Genomic DNA, 15,339 nt, shown 5'->3' with positions numbered 1-15,339 from the left:
GGACGAGTGAAGCGTCTCGCCTACACGGCAGGGCTGGTCGGACTGTTCGCGATCGTCATGCTCGCGGCATCCGTTCAAGGCACGCCCACGATCACGCCCCCCTTCCTGGCGCGCATCGATGGCGAACGGTTCGAACCGCCAGAGCCGACGATGACGCCTGACGGGTCTCCCACCCCGCTGCCGGAACCCGGCTCGGATCTCACCGAAGTGATCATCGGCGCGATCTTCCTGATCTTCGCGCTCGTCGCCGCCACCCTGATCGTCACTCTCGTGGTCAGGGCGCTGATGCGTGCGTGGCGGGATCGCCCGCTCCGACGCCGTGACGACGGAGGCGCGGCCTTCGAGCTGTCCGGGGACGAGTCTCCGGAGGACGCCGCCGCTCCCGCCATCCGACGCGGAATCGAGGGCGCTCTGCGCTCCATCGAGGAGCGCACAACACCGGCCGACGCCATCATCGCCGCCTGGGTGGGGCTCGAGGAGAGCGCGGCGGACGCCGGACTCACCCGAGGCCGCAGCGAGACGCCGGCGGAATTCGCACTGCGTATCATCACCCGACGCGCCGGCATCACGGATGCCGCGACCGATCTTCTGCGGCTGTACGAGCGCGTGCGGTTCGGCGGGCACCAGGCCGACGAGGCCGACAGGACGGCGGCACGAGCGGCGCTGAAGACGATCGAGGAGGGCTGGCGATGACGCGGGCCCGGATCATCGCGACGTTCATCGTCGCGGCCATCGTCGGACTCCTGCTCGTCTTCGCCGTCGGGGTCGAGCCGACCTTCGCGATCGCGTGGGGTGTGCTCGCCGGCATGTTCGTGCTGTGCGCTCAGCTCGTCATCCCCGACGATCCCCGCGGCGACGCCCCCGACATCCCGGCGGGCCCCGAGCGCCGCGGCACCGCGATCTCCCGGATGGCATGGTCGCTGAACCCGCGCACCGGTGAGGCCGGCGAACTGATCACGCGGCGGGTGCGTGCCATCCTGCGGCATCGGCTGCGGCGGGTCGGTCTCGACACCGATGCATCGGCAGACCGCTCGCAGATCGACGCGCTGCTGGGAGCGGGCCTCTGGACGCGTATGACCACTCCGGGAACGAAACGCCAGGACATCGAGGAGGCGCTGGAAGCCATCAGCAGGCTGTCGCCGGACAGGGAGAACCAATGACTCAGAACATCTCGATCGCCGAGACCGGAGCGCGAATCCTCGCCGCGGTACGCACCGTCGTGGTCGGCATGGACGACCCGGTCGAGATCGCACTGGCGACGATCCTCGCCGGAGGGCACGTGCTGTTCGAGGACGTCCCCGGCCTCGGCAAGACGCTCGCGGCGCGAAGCCTGGCAGCCGCCCTCGGACTCGACTTCCGGCGCCTGCAGTGCACGCCCGACATGCTCCCCGGCGACGTCACCGGCTCGTATGTCTACGCACCGGACACCGGCGAGTTCGTCTTCCGCCCCGGCCCGATCTTCACCGGGCTTCTGCTCGCCGATGAGATCAACCGCACCACGCCCAAGACCCAGTCGGCGATGCTCGAGGCGATGGCGGAGCGCCAGGTCACCGTCGAGGGGAACAGCTTCGCGCTGCCCGCACCGTTCCACGTCGTCGCGACGTCGAATCCCATCGAGTACGAGGGCACCTATGCTCTGCCGGAGGCGCAGCTCGACCGGTTCATGGTGCGGCTCTCGGTCGGCTATCCGGAGACGGAAGGGGAGACGCAGATCCTGCTCAACCGCGTGGCGCGCCAGCAGGAAGCCACCCACGTCGCCCCGGTGATCGACGCCGCGCACCTGCTCGAGGTGCAGCAGGCCGTGGAGGCGATCCACGTGCACCCCGACATCGCGCGTTATTGCGTCGAGCTGACCCGCGCCACCCGGCACGCCCAGAACGTCGCGGTCGGGGCCTCGCCCCGCGGCTCGCTCGGACTCCTGCTGCTCGGACGCGCGCTCGCCGCTCTGGACGGCCGCGAGTACGTGCGTCCGGATGACATCAAGCGGATCGCCGTGCCCGTTCTCGCCCATCGGCTGACGCTGACGCCGCAGGCCTGGGCGCAGGGCGTCAGCGCCGAGCAGATCGTCCGCAACGTGGTCGGCCAGGTCCCGGTGCCTCCGACGGTGGGCGCGCCCGCGTGACGACCGTGACCGGGCGGCGCCGCTGGGGCCCAGGGCTCGTGCTCGGGTTCGCCGGAGCGGTCGTTCTCGCCGGCGCCGGACTGGTGTTCTCGCGGCCCGACGTCGCAGCGATGGGACTCCCACTCGCGATCGTCAGCGTCTCGGCGCTGCTCCGAAGAGCGGATGCCGCTCCCGTCGAGGTCGCCGTCGTCCCGGCCCCTGAAGACGGCGGCGACGGGATGCTGCGTACGGAGGTGCGTGTCACCGGCGCCGCCGATCTCGCGCAGCTCGTTCTCGTGCAGTCCGAACGGCGTACCCGCCGGCTCGTCGTGCCGACCGACGGCTCCGTCGTCGTCGCCGACAGTCGTCCGCTGCACTCCGGACCCGTTACGGCGCTGAAGGCATCCGCTCGCGGTGTCTGGTCTGACGGCCTGCTCCTCGAGAAGTCGACGCCCGTCGTGGAGTCGGTCCGGAACGTCGCACCCGACGCGATCGGGCTGCCGGCGCTCCCGCTGTCCTCGCGGCTAACCGGGATGCACGGCACGCACGAAGGGCGGCGACTGGGTCAGGGCGGCGACTTCCGCGACATCCACCAGTTCGTGCCCGGTGACGAGCTGCGCCGCGTCGACTGGCGCGCGACCGCGCGCATGGCACGCCGACCCGGCGACCTGATGGTGCGCCGGACGAACACGCTCAGCGACGCCACGATGGTGATCGCGATGGACACGGCCGACGACCTGGGAACCGTCGTCGCAGGATGGGGGAGCGGCGACCTGGAGCGCAGCGGACGGACGTCCCTCGACGTCTCGCGTCAGGCCGCGCGGTCGATCGCCGCCGCCGCGATCGAAGCCGGCGACCGCGTCGCGCTGCACGTGCTGACCCATGGCGGGCGCTCGGTGCGCAGCGGGGCGGGGTCTCGGCACCTGGCACGGGTGGAGGCGGCCATCGCAGCGACCGGGCAGGCCGGCGAGGACGCCCGCTTCCGGCGGACTCCGCCCGTGCCCCACGGGTCGGTGATCTTCGTCCTGTCCACGTTCTTCGACGGCGCGGCATCCGACATCGCTCTGACGTGGCGGGCATCCGGCCACCGCGTCGTCGCCGTCGACGTGCTGCCGACGCTCGACACGGGTCGCCTGAGCCGCGAACAGCAGCTCGCTCTGCGAACGGTGCTCGCCGAGCGGGAGGACGTGCTGCACGACCTCCGCGCCGCCGACATCGACGTCGTGGAGTGGCGAGTGGAACCGGCCACGGTCATGAGCGCGACGGCGAGGGCGAGGCGATGAGCGGCGACACCCGGCGAAACGACCGCATCCGCACCGGCGCTGCGATCGCAGGGCCGGTGCTGCATGCTCTGCTGCCCGTGACGGCCGCCGTGGCCGCGCTGCTGCTCGTCCCCGTTACCGTGTGGCAGCTCGCCGTCGTCGGCACCGCGCTGCTCGGGATGCTGTTCCCTCAGACTCTGGGCGGCTGGCTGTCCATCGCCTGCCTCGCCGTCGGGACGCTGCTGGGCACGCCGAGCATGTGGTCGGCAGCCGCCGCCGTACTGCTCGTCCATCTCATGCACGTGCTCTCCTCGCTGCTGCCGGTCGTGCCGTGGCGAGGGCGGGTGCTCGTCCGCGCGCTCCGGCCCACCCTGCGCCGCCTGCTCGTGGTGCAGCTGATCGCGCAGCCGGTCACCCTCATCGTGATGCTCGTACGGTTGTCAGACGGTGCCGCAGTACAAGGGGCGGTGCTCGCCGGCGCGGCTGCCGTCACCGGCTTCGCCTGCCTGTTCCTGCTGCGCCTGGCCGGGCGCTCGAACCGAGCCTGAACGTTCGCACGGAGCCAATGTCGGTGGCCCCTCGTAGAATTGTTCGGTGCCCATTGTTCCCGTCGCCAGTCCCGGAAAACTCAGTGTTCGCGGTGCCCGCGTACACAATCTCAAGAACGTCGATATCGACATCCCCCGCGATTCGCTGGTCGTGTTCACCGGGCTCTCCGGATCCGGCAAGTCCAGTCTCGCGTTCGACACGATCTTCGCCGAAGGTCAGCGTCGCTATGTCGAGTCGCTGAGCGCGTACGCGCGTCAGTTCCTCGGCCAGGTCGACCGACCCGACGTCGACTTCATCGAGGGTCTGAGTCCGGCGGTCTCGATCGATCAGAAGTCGACGAACCGCAACCCGCGGTCGACCGTCGGCACGATCACCGAGATCTACGACTACATGCGTCTGCTGTGGGCGCGCATCGGCGTCCCGCACTGCCCGGAGTGCGGTGAGCGCATCCAGCGCCAGACCGTGCAGCAGATCGCCGACCAGCTGATGGAGCTGACGGAGCGCACCAGGTACCAGATCGTCGCCCCGGTCGTCTCGCAGAAGAAGGGCGAGTTCGTCGACCTGTTCCGCGAGCTCGGCGCGAAGGGCTACTCGCGCGCGATCGTCGACGGCGACCTCATCCAGCTCGCCGAACCTCCCAAGCTCAAGAAGAGCTACAAGCACGACATCGCCGTGGTCGTCGACCGTCTGGTGGCATCCGATGACATCCTCGGCCGCGTCACCGACTCGGTCGAGACCGCGTTGAGCCTGGCCGGCGGCGTCGTCCAGGTCAACTTCGTCGACGAAGAGGGGGATGCCGCGTGGCAGTCCTTCTCCGAGAAGCTGGCCTGCCCCAACGGGCATGCGATCACCCTCACCGAGATCGAGCCCCGCACCTTCTCGTTCAACGCACCGTTCGGCGCCTGCCCCACCTGCTCCGGGCTCGGCACGCGCATGTCGGTCGACGTCGACCTCATGCTCGGGGACGAGGACCTCTCGATCCGCCAGGGAGTCATCATCCCGTGGACGACGCAGGGCAAGGGACTCTTCCAGTACTACGAGCGGCTGCTCGAGGGACTCGCGAGCGACCTGAACTTCTCGCTCGACACCCCGTGGAAGGACCTGCGCGTCGACGTGCAGGATGCCGTGCTGCGCGGAGACAACTACAAGGTCACGGTCAAGTGGAAGAACCGCTACGGCCGCGAGATGCGCTACGCCTCGGGATTCGAGGGCGTCGTGCCCTACATCGAGCGGCAGTACGCCCAGGCCGAGAGCGACAACCAGCGCGCCCGCTGGGGCGAGTACCTGCGCGAGGTGCCCTGCCCGGTGTGCGACGGCAACCGCCTCAAGCCCGAGGTGCTCGCCGTCAAGGTGCACGGCCACTCCATTGCCGAGGTGTCGCACCTCAGCCTCGCCGACGCGCGCGGCTTCATGGAGAAGCTGAAGCTCACCGACCGTGAGGCGAAGATCGCCGCTCAGGTGCTCCGCGAGATCCGTCTGCGCCTGGACTTCCTGCTGCAGGTCGGCCTCAACTACCTGAACCTCAGTCGCTCCGCGGGCTCGCTCTCCGGCGGTGAGGCGCAGCGCATCCGCCTGGCCACCCAGATCGGCTCCGGACTCACGGGCGTGCTCTACGTGCTCGACGAGCCGTCGATCGGCCTGCACCAGCGCGACAACCGGCGCCTCATCGAAACGCTGCAGAAGCTGCGCGACCTCGGCAACACGCTCATCGTCGTCGAGCACGACGAAGAGACGATCGAGGCCGCCGACTGGGTCGTCGACATCGGTCCCGGTGCCGGCGTCAACGGCGGTGGAGTGGTGCACTCGGGGCCGTACTCGGCGCTGCTCGGCGACACCGAATCGATGACGGGCGACTACCTGTCCGGCAGGCGTGAGATCCCCACGCCGAAGAAGCGCCGCAAGATCGACAAGAAGCGGCAGCTGACCGTCGTCGGCGCACGCGAGAACAACCTGAAGAACGTCACGGCCGACTTCCCGATCGGCGTGCTGACCGCCGTCACCGGTGTCAGCGGCTCGGGCAAGTCGTCGCTGGTCAACGACATCCTCTACCGGGTGCTCGCGTCCAAGCTCAACGGCGCGCGCACGCTCGCCGGTAAGCACACCCGCGTCACCGGCCTCGACAACCTCGACAAGGTCATCCACGTCGACCAGGCGCCGATCGGCCGCACGCCGCGCTCGAACCCGGCGACCTACACCGGCGTCTTCGACCGTATCCGCACGCTGTTCAGCGAGACGCCGGAGGCGAAGGTACGGGGCTACCAGCCGGGCCGGTTCAGCTTCAACGTCAAGGGCGGTCGCTGCGAGGCATGCTCGGGCGACGGCACGATCAAGATCGAGATGAACTTCCTGCCCGACGTGTACGTCGACTGCGAGGTCTGCCACGGCAAGCGCTACAACCGCGACACCCTGGCCGTGCACTACAAGGGCAAGAACATCGCCGAGGTCCTCGAGATGCCCATCGAGGAGGCCGCCGAGTTCTTCGAGCCGATCCAGGCGATCCACCGCTACATGAAGACGCTCGTCGACGTCGGACTCGGCTACGTCCGGCTCGGGCAGTCGGCCACGACGCTCTCCGGCGGCGAGGCGCAGCGCGTCAAGCTCGCCACCGAGCTCCAGCGCCGCAGCAACGGCCGCAGCGTCTACGTGCTCGACGAGCCGACCACAGGTCTGCACTTCGAAGACGTGCGCAAGCTCCTCGAGGTCCTGAACGGCCTCGTGGACAAGGGCAACACCGTGATCGTCATCGAGCACAACCTCGATGTCATCAAGTCGGCAGACTGGGTCATCGACCTGGGTCCTGAGGGCGGCTCCGGCGGTGGGGAGATCCTCGCCACCGGCACTCCCGAGCAGATCGCACGGGTCGAGGAGAGCCACACCGGCCTGTTCCTCGCAGAGATCCTCGGGGAGGGGCGCGGAGCCCGGAAGGCCAGCTGATGGCCGACGTGCTCCCGTACAAGCCGAAGCAGGGCGAGATCCCGACCGCTCCCGGCGTGTACCGCTTCCTCGATGCTCAGGGCCGGGTGCTGTACGTCGGCAAGGCGAAGAACCTGCGTCAGCGCCTGTCGAACTACTTCGCGCCGCTGCGCACGCTGCACGAGCGCACCCGGCGGATGGTCACCACTGCGGCCTCGGTCGAATGGACCGTCGTGCCCACCGACGTGGACTCCCTGCAGCTGGAGTACATGTGGATCAAGGAGTTCGATCCGCCCTTCAACGTCAGGTACAAGGACGACAAGTCGTACCCGTTCATGGCCGTGACGCTGGGGGACGAGGCGCCGCGCGTTCTCGTGACGCGCAACCGAAAGATCCCGCGGGCGCGCTACTTCGGTCCCTACCCCAAGGTGTGGGCGGTGCACGAGACCATCGACCTGATGATCAAGGCGTTCCCGATCCGCACCTGCAGCGACGCCAGCTACAAGCGCGCCATGGCGACGGGGCGGCCGTGCTTCCCCGGCCAGATCGGCAAGTGCGGCGGACCCTGCTCGATGAAGGTGACGATCGAGGAGCACCGCGCGATCGTCGACGACTTCGTCGCTTTCATGGCGGGCGGCGACGAGCGCTTCACCAAGGAACTCACCAGGCGGATGCAGTCGGCCTCCGCAGCCATGGACTACGAGGCGGCCGCGAAGTATCGCGATCAGCTCGCCTCGATCGAAGCCGTGCTCGGCAAGAGCGCCCTGGTGCTTCCCTCCGACGAGGATGCCGACCTGTTCGGCATCGCCGAGGATGAGTTGGCCGCGACGGTGCAGCAGTTCTCGATCCGCGGCGGACGCGTGCGAGGAGTGCGCGCGACGACCATCGAGAAGGAGCTCGACATCTCCGGCTCCGACCTCGTCGACCAGGTGCTCCAGCGTGCGTACGGCGAGGGCATCGATATCCCTCGCCGTGTCCTCGTACCCTCACTGCCCGACGACGTGGCCGAACTCGAGGAGTGGCTGCGCGAGCGCAGAGGGCGCCGGGTGGAGATCGCGGTGGCTCAGCGCGGCCAGCGCGCCGAACTCATGCGCAACGCCACCCTCAACGCCCAGCAGGCGCTGATCAGGCACAAGACCCGCCGCACCGGCGACTACGTCGCGCGCACCCAGGCCCTGACCGATCTGCAGGAGGCGATCGACCTGGAGTCCGCGCCGCTGCGAATCGAGTGCTTCGACATCTCGCATCTCGGCGGCACGAACGTGGTCGCGTCGATGGTGGTGTTCGAGGACGGGCTGCCGCGCAAGGATCAGTACCGGTCGTTCAACATCGCCGAGACCACCGACGACACCGACTCCATGTACCAGGTGCTCATGCGCCGCCTCGCGTATCTGGACCCTTCGACAGGCTCAGGGGCCGAGTTGTCGATCGCTGAGCCCGTCGAAGTGTCGACAACGGATGACGCCTTCGCCGACGGCGAGGTCGTGACGACCCGGAAGAAGCCGCGCTTCGCGTACCCGCCGCAGTTGCTCCTCGTCGATGGCGGCAAACCGCAGGTCGAGGCGGCGGCCCGCGCGCTCCGCGACTCCGGGCACACCGAGATCGGCCTGTGCGGCATCGCCAAGCGGCTCGAGGAGGTGTGGCTGCCGGGGGAGGACTTCCCGGTGATCCTGCCGCGCACCAGCGAGGCGCTCTATCTGTTGCAGCGCCTTCGCGATGAGGCGCACCGATTCGCGATCACGCATCAGCGCAAGCGCCGCCGCCGTGACATCGGCACCGTGCTCGAAGAGGTCCCAGGGCTCGGTGCCTCCCGCATCAAGACGCTCCTGCGTCACTTCGGATCGGTCAGCGCGCTCAAGGGCGCGAGCTCGGAACAGATCCAGGAGGTGCCGGGCATCGGGCCCGCGCTGGCGCTGAGCATCCACAGCCACCTCGCGAGTAGATAGGCTGGTCTCCACAGGAAGAGGGAGTACGGATGACCACCGAGGGGGAGAACGAATTCCTCATCGTCACCGGCATGTCCGGTGCCGGACGTTCCACGGTGGCGAACGCCCTCGAAGACCTCGGCTGGTACGTGGTCGACAACCTTCCTCCGCAGATGCTGCGGCCGCTTCTCGATCTCACCGATATCGGTGGGGGAGCGCTTCCGAAGGTCGCCGCGGTCGTGGACGTCCGCGGGAGGAACCTGTTCAACGACTTCCCCGAGGTGGCGCGCGCACTCCGCTCACGCGGCAGCGTCCGCGTGCTGTTCCTCGACGCCTCCGACGATGTCCTCGTCCGACGGTTCGAGTCGGTGCGTCGACCGCACCCGCTGCAGGAGGACGGCACGCTGCTCGACGGCATCCGCCTCGAACGCTCCAGGCTCACGCTCGTGCGCGAGGCCGCCGACATCGTGATCGACACGTCGTCGCTGAACATCCATCAGCTGGCGACGCAGGTCTCCGAGACCTTCTCAGAGGAGGGTGCGGCCAGACACCGGCTGACCATCCTCAGCTTCGGCTTCAAGTACGGGCTCCCCACAGACGTGGATCTCGTGGCCGATATGCGATTCCTGCCCAACCCGTACTGGAACGATGACCTGCGCGGTTTCACCGGGCAGGATGCTCAGGTGCGCGACTACGTGCTCACGCAGGAGGGTGCCTCCGAATTCCTCGAGGCCTACGCGAAGGCACTCACACCCGTGCTCGAGGGGTATCAGCGCGAGAACAAGGGGCACTCGACCGTGGCGATCGGATGCACCGGTGGAAAGCACCGGTCGGTGGCGATGGCCGAGGAGCTCGCGAAGCGCCTGGCCTCCGTCCCCGGCGTCGCCGTGAGCGTGCGGCACCGGGATCTCGGACGCGAGTAAGTGACGCGGGCCGCGGCCGGTAAACTGATTGTTTGCGTCGCGATCCGACGCGCGTAGCTTTACAAGGAGTCCCGTGGCGCTAACCACCGATGTCAAGGCTGAACTCGTCAGCATCCGAAACGCACCTCCGACGGTGCGCGTCGCGGAGGTCACCGCGATCCTCCGGTTCGCCGGCGGGCTCCACTCCATCGCCGGCCGCGTCGCCGTCGAGGCGGAGGTCGACGCCGAACTGCTGGCACGTCGTGTCGCCCGCGACCTCGCCGAGATCTACGGGGTGCGTCCCGAGCTAGCCCAGGTGCAGTCCGCCAGCTCGCACGACGGCGCCCGCTACGCGGTGCGCGTGATCGGCGCGGGGGAGACTCTCGCCCGTCAGACCGGACTGCTCGACCAGCGCCGCCGCCCTGTCCGCGGCCTGCCGAACCGCCTCACCACCGGGTCGCGCGAGGAGCTCGCCGGCCTCTGGCGCGGTGCCTTCCTCGCCGCCGGTTCCCTGTCGGAGCCCGGCCGCTCCGCGATGCTCGAGGTCTCGTGCCCGACGTCGGAGGCCGCCATGGCACTCGTGGGCGCCGCGCACCGGCTCGGCGTCGCCGCCAAGGCACGTGAGGTGCGCGGCATGCCGCGCGTCGTCGTGCGCGAAGGCGAGGCCATCCGCTCGATCCTCGCCCAGATGGGTGCCCAGAAGACGGCAGCCGCGTGGGAGGAGATGCGCCAGCGTCGCGAGGTGCGCGCGGGCGTGAACCGCCTCGTGAACTTCGACGACGCCAACCTGCGCCGGTCCGCGCAGGCAGCCGTGGCCGCCTGCGCCCGCGTCGAGCGCGCGCTGGAGATCCTCGGCGAGACCGTCCCCGACCATCTGCGCCTCGCCGGCGAGCTGCGGCTCGCGCACCGCGATGCGAGCCTGGACGAACTCGGACACCACGCCGATCCGCCCCTGACCAAGGATGCCGTCGCCGGCCGCATCCGCCGTCTGCTGGCCATGGCCGACAAGCGCGCGCAGCAGGACGGCGTCCCCGGCACGGAGTCCGCGGTACCTGCCGGCCTCGACGTCTAGGACTCCCTCGTCATCCGCGGAAGCATCCTCGCCGCCGGCGCGTTGTCGTCACTAAGATGAAGAAGTCTGCTCCGCGTCGCATTCGGGTGGCGCGGAGGAACCGACAAGCGCCGCGGCGCGGCGCGGATTGGATGAAAGCGACATGGCTGTTTACACGCTCCCCGACCTCCCCTACGACTTCGCGGCGCTGGAACCGCACATCAGCGGCAAGATCATGGAGCTCCACCATGACAAGCACCACGCCACCTACGTCGCCGGTGCGAACACGGCCCTCGAGGCTCTCGCCGAGGCACGCGACAGCGGCAACCTCGCGAACGTCAACAAGCTCGAGAAGGACCTCGCGTTCAACCTCGGCGGTCACGTCAACCACTCGATCTTCTGGACCAACCTGTCGCCGAACGGCGGCGGTCAGCCCGAGGGCGAGCTGAAGGCCGCCATCGACGAGTACTTCGGCTCGTTCGATAAGTTCCAGGCTCACTTCACGGCTGCCGCCACCGGCATCCAGGGCTCCGGCTGGGCTGTTCTCAGCTGGGACTCGATCGGTCAGCGCCTGATCATCCAGCAGCTGTTCGACCAGCAGGCCAACACCGCTCAGGGCACGATCCCGCTGTTCCAGCTCGACATGTGGGAGCACGCCTTCTACCTCGACTACCTCAACGTCAAGGCGGACTACGTCAAGGCGGCGTGGAACATCGCCAACTGGGAGAACGTCGCGCAGCGCCTCGACGTCGCCCGCAAGCAGACGAACGGCCTGCTGGTACTGTCGTAATCGGGTCGCGTCCCGACGGGCCTCGGCTCGTCGGGACGCCATCTCAGCCAAAAACCCCGAGCGTTGCGTCGGCATGCAGATGTGGGCGCCGCACATGAGAAACAGGGAGACCTGAGTGTCTGTCAAGATCGGCATCAACGGCTTCGGCCGTATCGGACGCAACTACTTCCGCGCGGCTCTCGCGCAGGGAGCTGACCTCGAGATCGTCGCGGTGAACGACCTCACCGACAACAAGACGCTTGCGCATCTGCTCAAGTACGACTCCATCACCGGCCGCCTGGACGCCGAGGTGTCGTACGACGACGACAGCATCACGGTCGGCGGGCGCCAGATCAAGGCATTCGCCGAGCGCGACCCCGCCAACCTTCCCTGGGGCGAGCTGGGTGTCGACATCGTCATCGAGTCCACCGGCTTCTTCACCAAGGCCGAGCTCGCCAAGAAGCACATCGAGGCCGGCGCCAAGAAGGTCCTGATCTCGGCTCCCGCCACTGGTGACGACGCCACGATCGTCATGGGTGTTAACGAGGACGTCTACGACCCCGCGAACCACCACATCATCTCGAACGCTTCCTGCACCACCAACTGCCTCGCGCCGCTGGCGAAGGTCTTCAACGACGCGTTCGGCATCGAGAACGGTCTGATGACCACGGTCCACGCGTACACCGCCGACCAGAACCTGCAGGACGGCCCGCACGGCGACCTGCGCCGCGCACGCGCCGCCGCAGTCAACATCGTCCCGACCTCGACCGGTGCTGCCAAGGCCATCGGCCTGGTCCTCCCGGAGCTGAAGGGCAAGCTCGACGGCTTCGCGCTGCGCGTTCCGGTTCCCACCGGCTCGATCACCGACCTCACCGTCACCGCCTCGCGTCCCGTGACCGTGGACGAGGTCAAGGCGGCGTACAAGGCCGCTGCCGAGGACGGCCGTCTCAAGGGCATCCTGAAGTACACCGAGGACGAGATCGTCTCCAGCGACATCGTCACCGACCCGCACTCGTCGATCTTCGACGCAGGTCTCCTGCGTGTCATCGGCAACCAGGTCAAGCTCTCCAGCTGGTACGACAACGAGTGGGGCTACTCCAACCGCCTCGTCGACCTGACCGAGTACGTCGCAGAGCGTCTCTGAGCCTGACATGACCCTGCGCACCCTGGAATCGCTGGGTTCGCTCGAGGGCAAGCGCGTCATCGTCCGTTGTGACCTGAACGTCCCCCTGAAGGACGGCGTCATAACGGACGATGGCCGTGTACGCGCCTCGCTGCCGACCCTGAACACGCTCATCGAAGCGGGCGCGCGCGTCGTCGTGTGCTCGCACCTCGGACGCCCCGACGGCGCCCCCGATCCGCAGTACAGCCTCGAGCCGGTGGCGAAGCGCCTGTCCGAGCTGCTCGACCAGCCGGTCGCGTTCGCGACGGACACGGTCGGCGACTCCGCACGCGAGGCCGTCGCCGGTCTGGCGAACGGCGAGGTCGTCGTGATCGAGAACCTGCGGTTCAACGCCGGTGAGACGGCGAAGGACGACAGCACACGCAAGGCGTTCGCCGGCGAGCTCGCACAGCTCGGCGACGCGCTGGTGTCGGACGGTTTCGGCGTCGTGCACCGCAAGCAGGCCAGCGTCTACGAGCTGGCCGAGATCCTGCCCTCCGCGGCCGGTCTGCTGATCGCCACGGAGCTGGACGTGCTCGACCGCCTGACCGAGAACCCGGAGCGCCCGTACACGGTCGTCCTCGGCGGATCGAAGGTCAGCGACAAGCTCGGCGTCATCTCGCACCTGCTCCCGCGCGTCGACCGCATCCTCGTCGGCGGCGGCATGCTGTTCACGTTCCTCGCCGCGCAGGGTCACGCCGTGGCATCCAGCCTTCTCGAGAAGGACCAGCTCGACACCGTCCGCGGCTATCTCGCAGACGCCGCCGAGCGCGGCGTCGAGATCGTGGTGCCGACGGACGTCGTCGTGGCCGAGTCGTTCTCGGCGGATGCCGCGCACGAGACGGTCGCGGCGGATGCCATCGAGGACTCCTCGTTCGGCGCATCCGGGATCGGGCTCGACATCGGCCCCGAGACCGGTGACGTCTTCGCTCAGGCGATCCGCGACTCGAAGACCGTGTTCTGGAACGGCCCGATGGGCGTGTTCGAGTTCCCCGCGTTCGCCGCGGGAACCAAGGCCGTCGCGCAGGCGCTGACCGAGGTCGACGGCCTCGGCGTCGTCGGCGGCGGCGACTCCGCCGCCGCTGTGCGTCAGCTCGGCTTCGCGGACGACCAGTTCGGTCACATCTCGACGGGCGGAGGCGCGAGCCTCGAGTTCCTCGAGGGCAAGAAACTACCCGGCCTGGAGGTGCTCGGATGGGCGTAAACACAAGTTCTGAATCGTCGGCTGCGCCGAACAGGGCTCGTACCCCGCTGATCGCGGGAAACTGGAAGATGAACCTGGACCACCTGCAGGCGGTCGCGTTCGTGCAGAAGCTGCACTGGGCGCTCAAGGACGCCAAGCACGAGGACGGCTCCGTCGAGGTGGCGGTCTTCCCGCCGTTCACCGACATCCGCAGTGTGCAGACGCTGATCGATGCGGACAAGATCCCCTTCGCGCTCGGCGCGCAGGACGTCTCGGCCCACGACTCCGGTGCGTACACCGGCGAGGTGTCCGGAGCGTTCCTGTCGAAGCTCGACGCGAAGTACGTCATCATCGGCCACTCGGAGCGTCGTGAGTACCACGCCGAGTCCGACGTCGTCGTGGCGGCGAAGGTGCAGGCGGCGCTCAAGCACGGTCTGGTGCCGGTGATCTGCGTCGGCGAGACCGCCGAGGACCTGGAGAAGTTCGGCGCGAGCGCCGTTCCCGCCGGTCAACTGGAAGCGGCGCTCAAGGGCGTCCCGGCATCCGCCGACATCGTCGTGGCGTACGAGCCCGTGTGGGCGATCGGCTCCGGCCAGGCGGCGACGCCGCAGCAGGCGCAGGACGTCTGCGCAGCGCTCCGCGGTGTGCTGGCGAAGACCCTGGACGAGGACGCCGCCGCGCGCACCCGCATCCTGTACGGCGGTTCGGTGAAGGCGGCGAACATCGCCAGCTTCATGCGCGAACCCGATGTCGACGGTGCGCTGGTCGGCGGCGCGAGCCTGGTGGTCGACGACTTCGCCGCGATCATCCGGTTCGAGAAGCACGTAGGCGTCTGAGCGGTGACGGGGCTGCGGCCCCGTCACCCGTATACTTGACCCTTACGGGCAACCAACTGTCCCTTCGAAAGGCTTTCCCTCGTGGCAATTCTTGAGTTCGTCCTGCAGGTCCTGCTGGGTATCACCAGCGTCCTGCTGACACTCCTCATCCTTCTCCACAAGGGCCGCGGTGGCGGTCTCTCCGACATGTTCGGCGGCGGCATGACCTCGGCGGTCGGCTCCTCCGGGCTCGCGGAGCGCAACCTCAACCGCTTCACCATCGTCCTGGCACTCGTGTGGTTCGTGTCCATCGTCGCGCTGGGGCTCATCACGAAACTCGAGGTGATCTGACATGGCCACTGGAGGCAATGCCATCCGCGGCACCCGCGTCGGCTCCGGCCCGATGGGCGAGCAGGACCACGGCTACCACGCCGACCGCATCGCGGTCTCGTACTGGGACGGGCTCGGCAATGAGACCGTCCGCTACTTCGCGGCCGGACTTCCGGACGAGGAGATCCCGGAGACCATCGACCACCCGCAGTCCGGTCTGCCGGCAGGGCGCGACAAGGCGAACCCGCCGGAGCTCTCGAAGAACGAGCCCTACAAGACGCACCTCGCCTACGTGAAGGAGCGTCGCACCGACGACGAGGCCGAGCAGCTTCTCGACGAGGCGCTCACTCAGCTGCGCGAGCGTCGCGGTCAGTGAC

The 15,339-nt window shown here is 68.5% G+C and carries 15 protein-coding genes; all 15 read left to right on the top strand.

The annotated features are described in order from the left end of the window. Positions 1–6: 6 nt before the first annotated feature. The 15 genes from MAE01_RS10080 to MAE01_RS10010 all read left to right on the top strand — a co-directional run bounded on the left by MAE01_RS10080 (position 7) and on the right by MAE01_RS10010 (position 15,338). A complete protein-coding gene (locus tag MAE01_RS10080; protein ID WP_147039421.1) occupies positions 7–693 on the top strand; it encodes a DUF4129 domain-containing protein in 687 nt (228 codons plus the stop codon). After that, positions 690–1,160, top strand: coding sequence for a hypothetical protein (locus MAE01_RS10075; RefSeq protein ID WP_147039420.1), 471 nt, complete (start codon positions 690–692; stop codon positions 1,158–1,160). The genes MAE01_RS10080 and MAE01_RS10075 overlap by 4 nt, the downstream gene beginning before the upstream one ends. Next, on the top strand, positions 1,157–2,122 hold the full coding sequence (locus MAE01_RS10070) for an AAA family ATPase (RefSeq protein WP_147039419.1): 966 nt from the start codon (positions 1,157–1,159) through the stop codon (positions 2,120–2,122). Before MAE01_RS10075 ends, MAE01_RS10070 begins: the two co-directional genes overlap by 4 nt. Beyond that, the gene (locus MAE01_RS10065; RefSeq protein WP_147039418.1) at positions 2,119–3,384 is read left to right on the top strand and encodes a DUF58 domain-containing protein; all 1,266 of its coding nucleotides are present in this window, start codon (positions 2,119–2,121) and stop codon (positions 3,382–3,384) included. The genes MAE01_RS10070 and MAE01_RS10065 overlap by 4 nt, the downstream gene beginning before the upstream one ends. Continuing rightward, complete coding sequence (locus tag MAE01_RS10060; RefSeq protein ID WP_147039417.1) at positions 3,381–3,911, top strand: hypothetical protein; 531 nt, start codon at positions 3,381–3,383, stop codon at positions 3,909–3,911. The genes MAE01_RS10065 and MAE01_RS10060 overlap by 4 nt, the downstream gene beginning before the upstream one ends. A gap of 46 nt (positions 3,912–3,957) precedes the next feature. Beyond that, entirely contained in the window at positions 3,958–6,846 is a 2,889-nt protein-coding gene (gene uvrA, locus MAE01_RS10055; protein ID WP_147039416.1) for an excinuclease ABC subunit UvrA, read from the top strand. Beyond that, on the top strand, positions 6,846–8,771 hold the full coding sequence (uvrC, locus tag MAE01_RS10050) for an excinuclease ABC subunit UvrC (protein WP_147039415.1): 1,926 nt from the start codon (positions 6,846–6,848) through the stop codon (positions 8,769–8,771). The genes uvrA and uvrC overlap by 1 nt, the downstream gene beginning before the upstream one ends. 29 nt (positions 8,772–8,800) lie before the next feature. Beyond that, complete coding sequence (gene rapZ / locus MAE01_RS10045) at positions 8,801–9,673, top strand: RNase adapter RapZ (protein WP_147039414.1); 873 nt, start codon at positions 8,801–8,803, stop codon at positions 9,671–9,673. A gap of 73 nt (positions 9,674–9,746) precedes the next feature. Further along, on the top strand, positions 9,747–10,724 hold the full coding sequence (whiA, locus tag MAE01_RS10040) for a DNA-binding protein WhiA (protein ID WP_147039413.1): 978 nt from the start codon (positions 9,747–9,749) through the stop codon (positions 10,722–10,724). 142 nt (positions 10,725–10,866) lie between these two features. After that, positions 10,867–11,493 carry a superoxide dismutase gene (locus MAE01_RS10035; RefSeq protein ID WP_147039412.1) on the top strand — a complete coding sequence of 209 codons (627 nt, stop codon included), beginning with the start codon at positions 10,867–10,869 and terminating at the stop codon, positions 11,491–11,493. 115 nt (positions 11,494–11,608) lie between these two features. After that, the gene (gene gap / locus MAE01_RS10030; protein WP_147039411.1) at positions 11,609–12,616 is read left to right on the top strand and encodes a type I glyceraldehyde-3-phosphate dehydrogenase; all 1,008 of its coding nucleotides are present in this window, start codon (positions 11,609–11,611) and stop codon (positions 12,614–12,616) included. A 7-nt stretch (positions 12,617–12,623) separates the two neighbouring features. After that, entirely contained in the window at positions 12,624–13,838 is a 1,215-nt protein-coding gene (locus MAE01_RS10025) for a phosphoglycerate kinase (protein ID WP_147039410.1), read from the top strand. After that, positions 13,829–14,653, top strand: coding sequence for a triose-phosphate isomerase (gene tpiA / locus MAE01_RS10020; RefSeq protein WP_147039409.1), 825 nt, complete (start codon positions 13,829–13,831; stop codon positions 14,651–14,653). The genes MAE01_RS10025 and tpiA overlap by 10 nt, the downstream gene beginning before the upstream one ends. A gap of 81 nt (positions 14,654–14,734) precedes the next feature. After that, positions 14,735–14,983: a preprotein translocase subunit SecG gene (secG, locus tag MAE01_RS10015; protein WP_147039408.1), complete on the top strand. Its 249-nt coding sequence runs from the start codon at positions 14,735–14,737 to the stop codon at positions 14,981–14,983. A 1-nt stretch (position 14,984) separates the two neighbouring features. Then, a complete protein-coding gene (locus MAE01_RS10010) occupies positions 14,985–15,338 on the top strand; it encodes an RNA polymerase-binding protein RbpA (protein ID WP_147039407.1) in 354 nt (117 codons plus the stop codon). The last annotated feature ends 1 nt before the right edge of the window (position 15,339 follow it).

It is taken from the genome of Microbacterium aerolatum (assembly GCF_007988825.1).
Classification (GTDB): Bacteria; Actinomycetota; Actinomycetes; order Actinomycetales; family Microbacteriaceae; genus Microbacterium; species Microbacterium aerolatum.
This window is presented reverse-complemented; position numbering and strand designations above follow the sequence as displayed.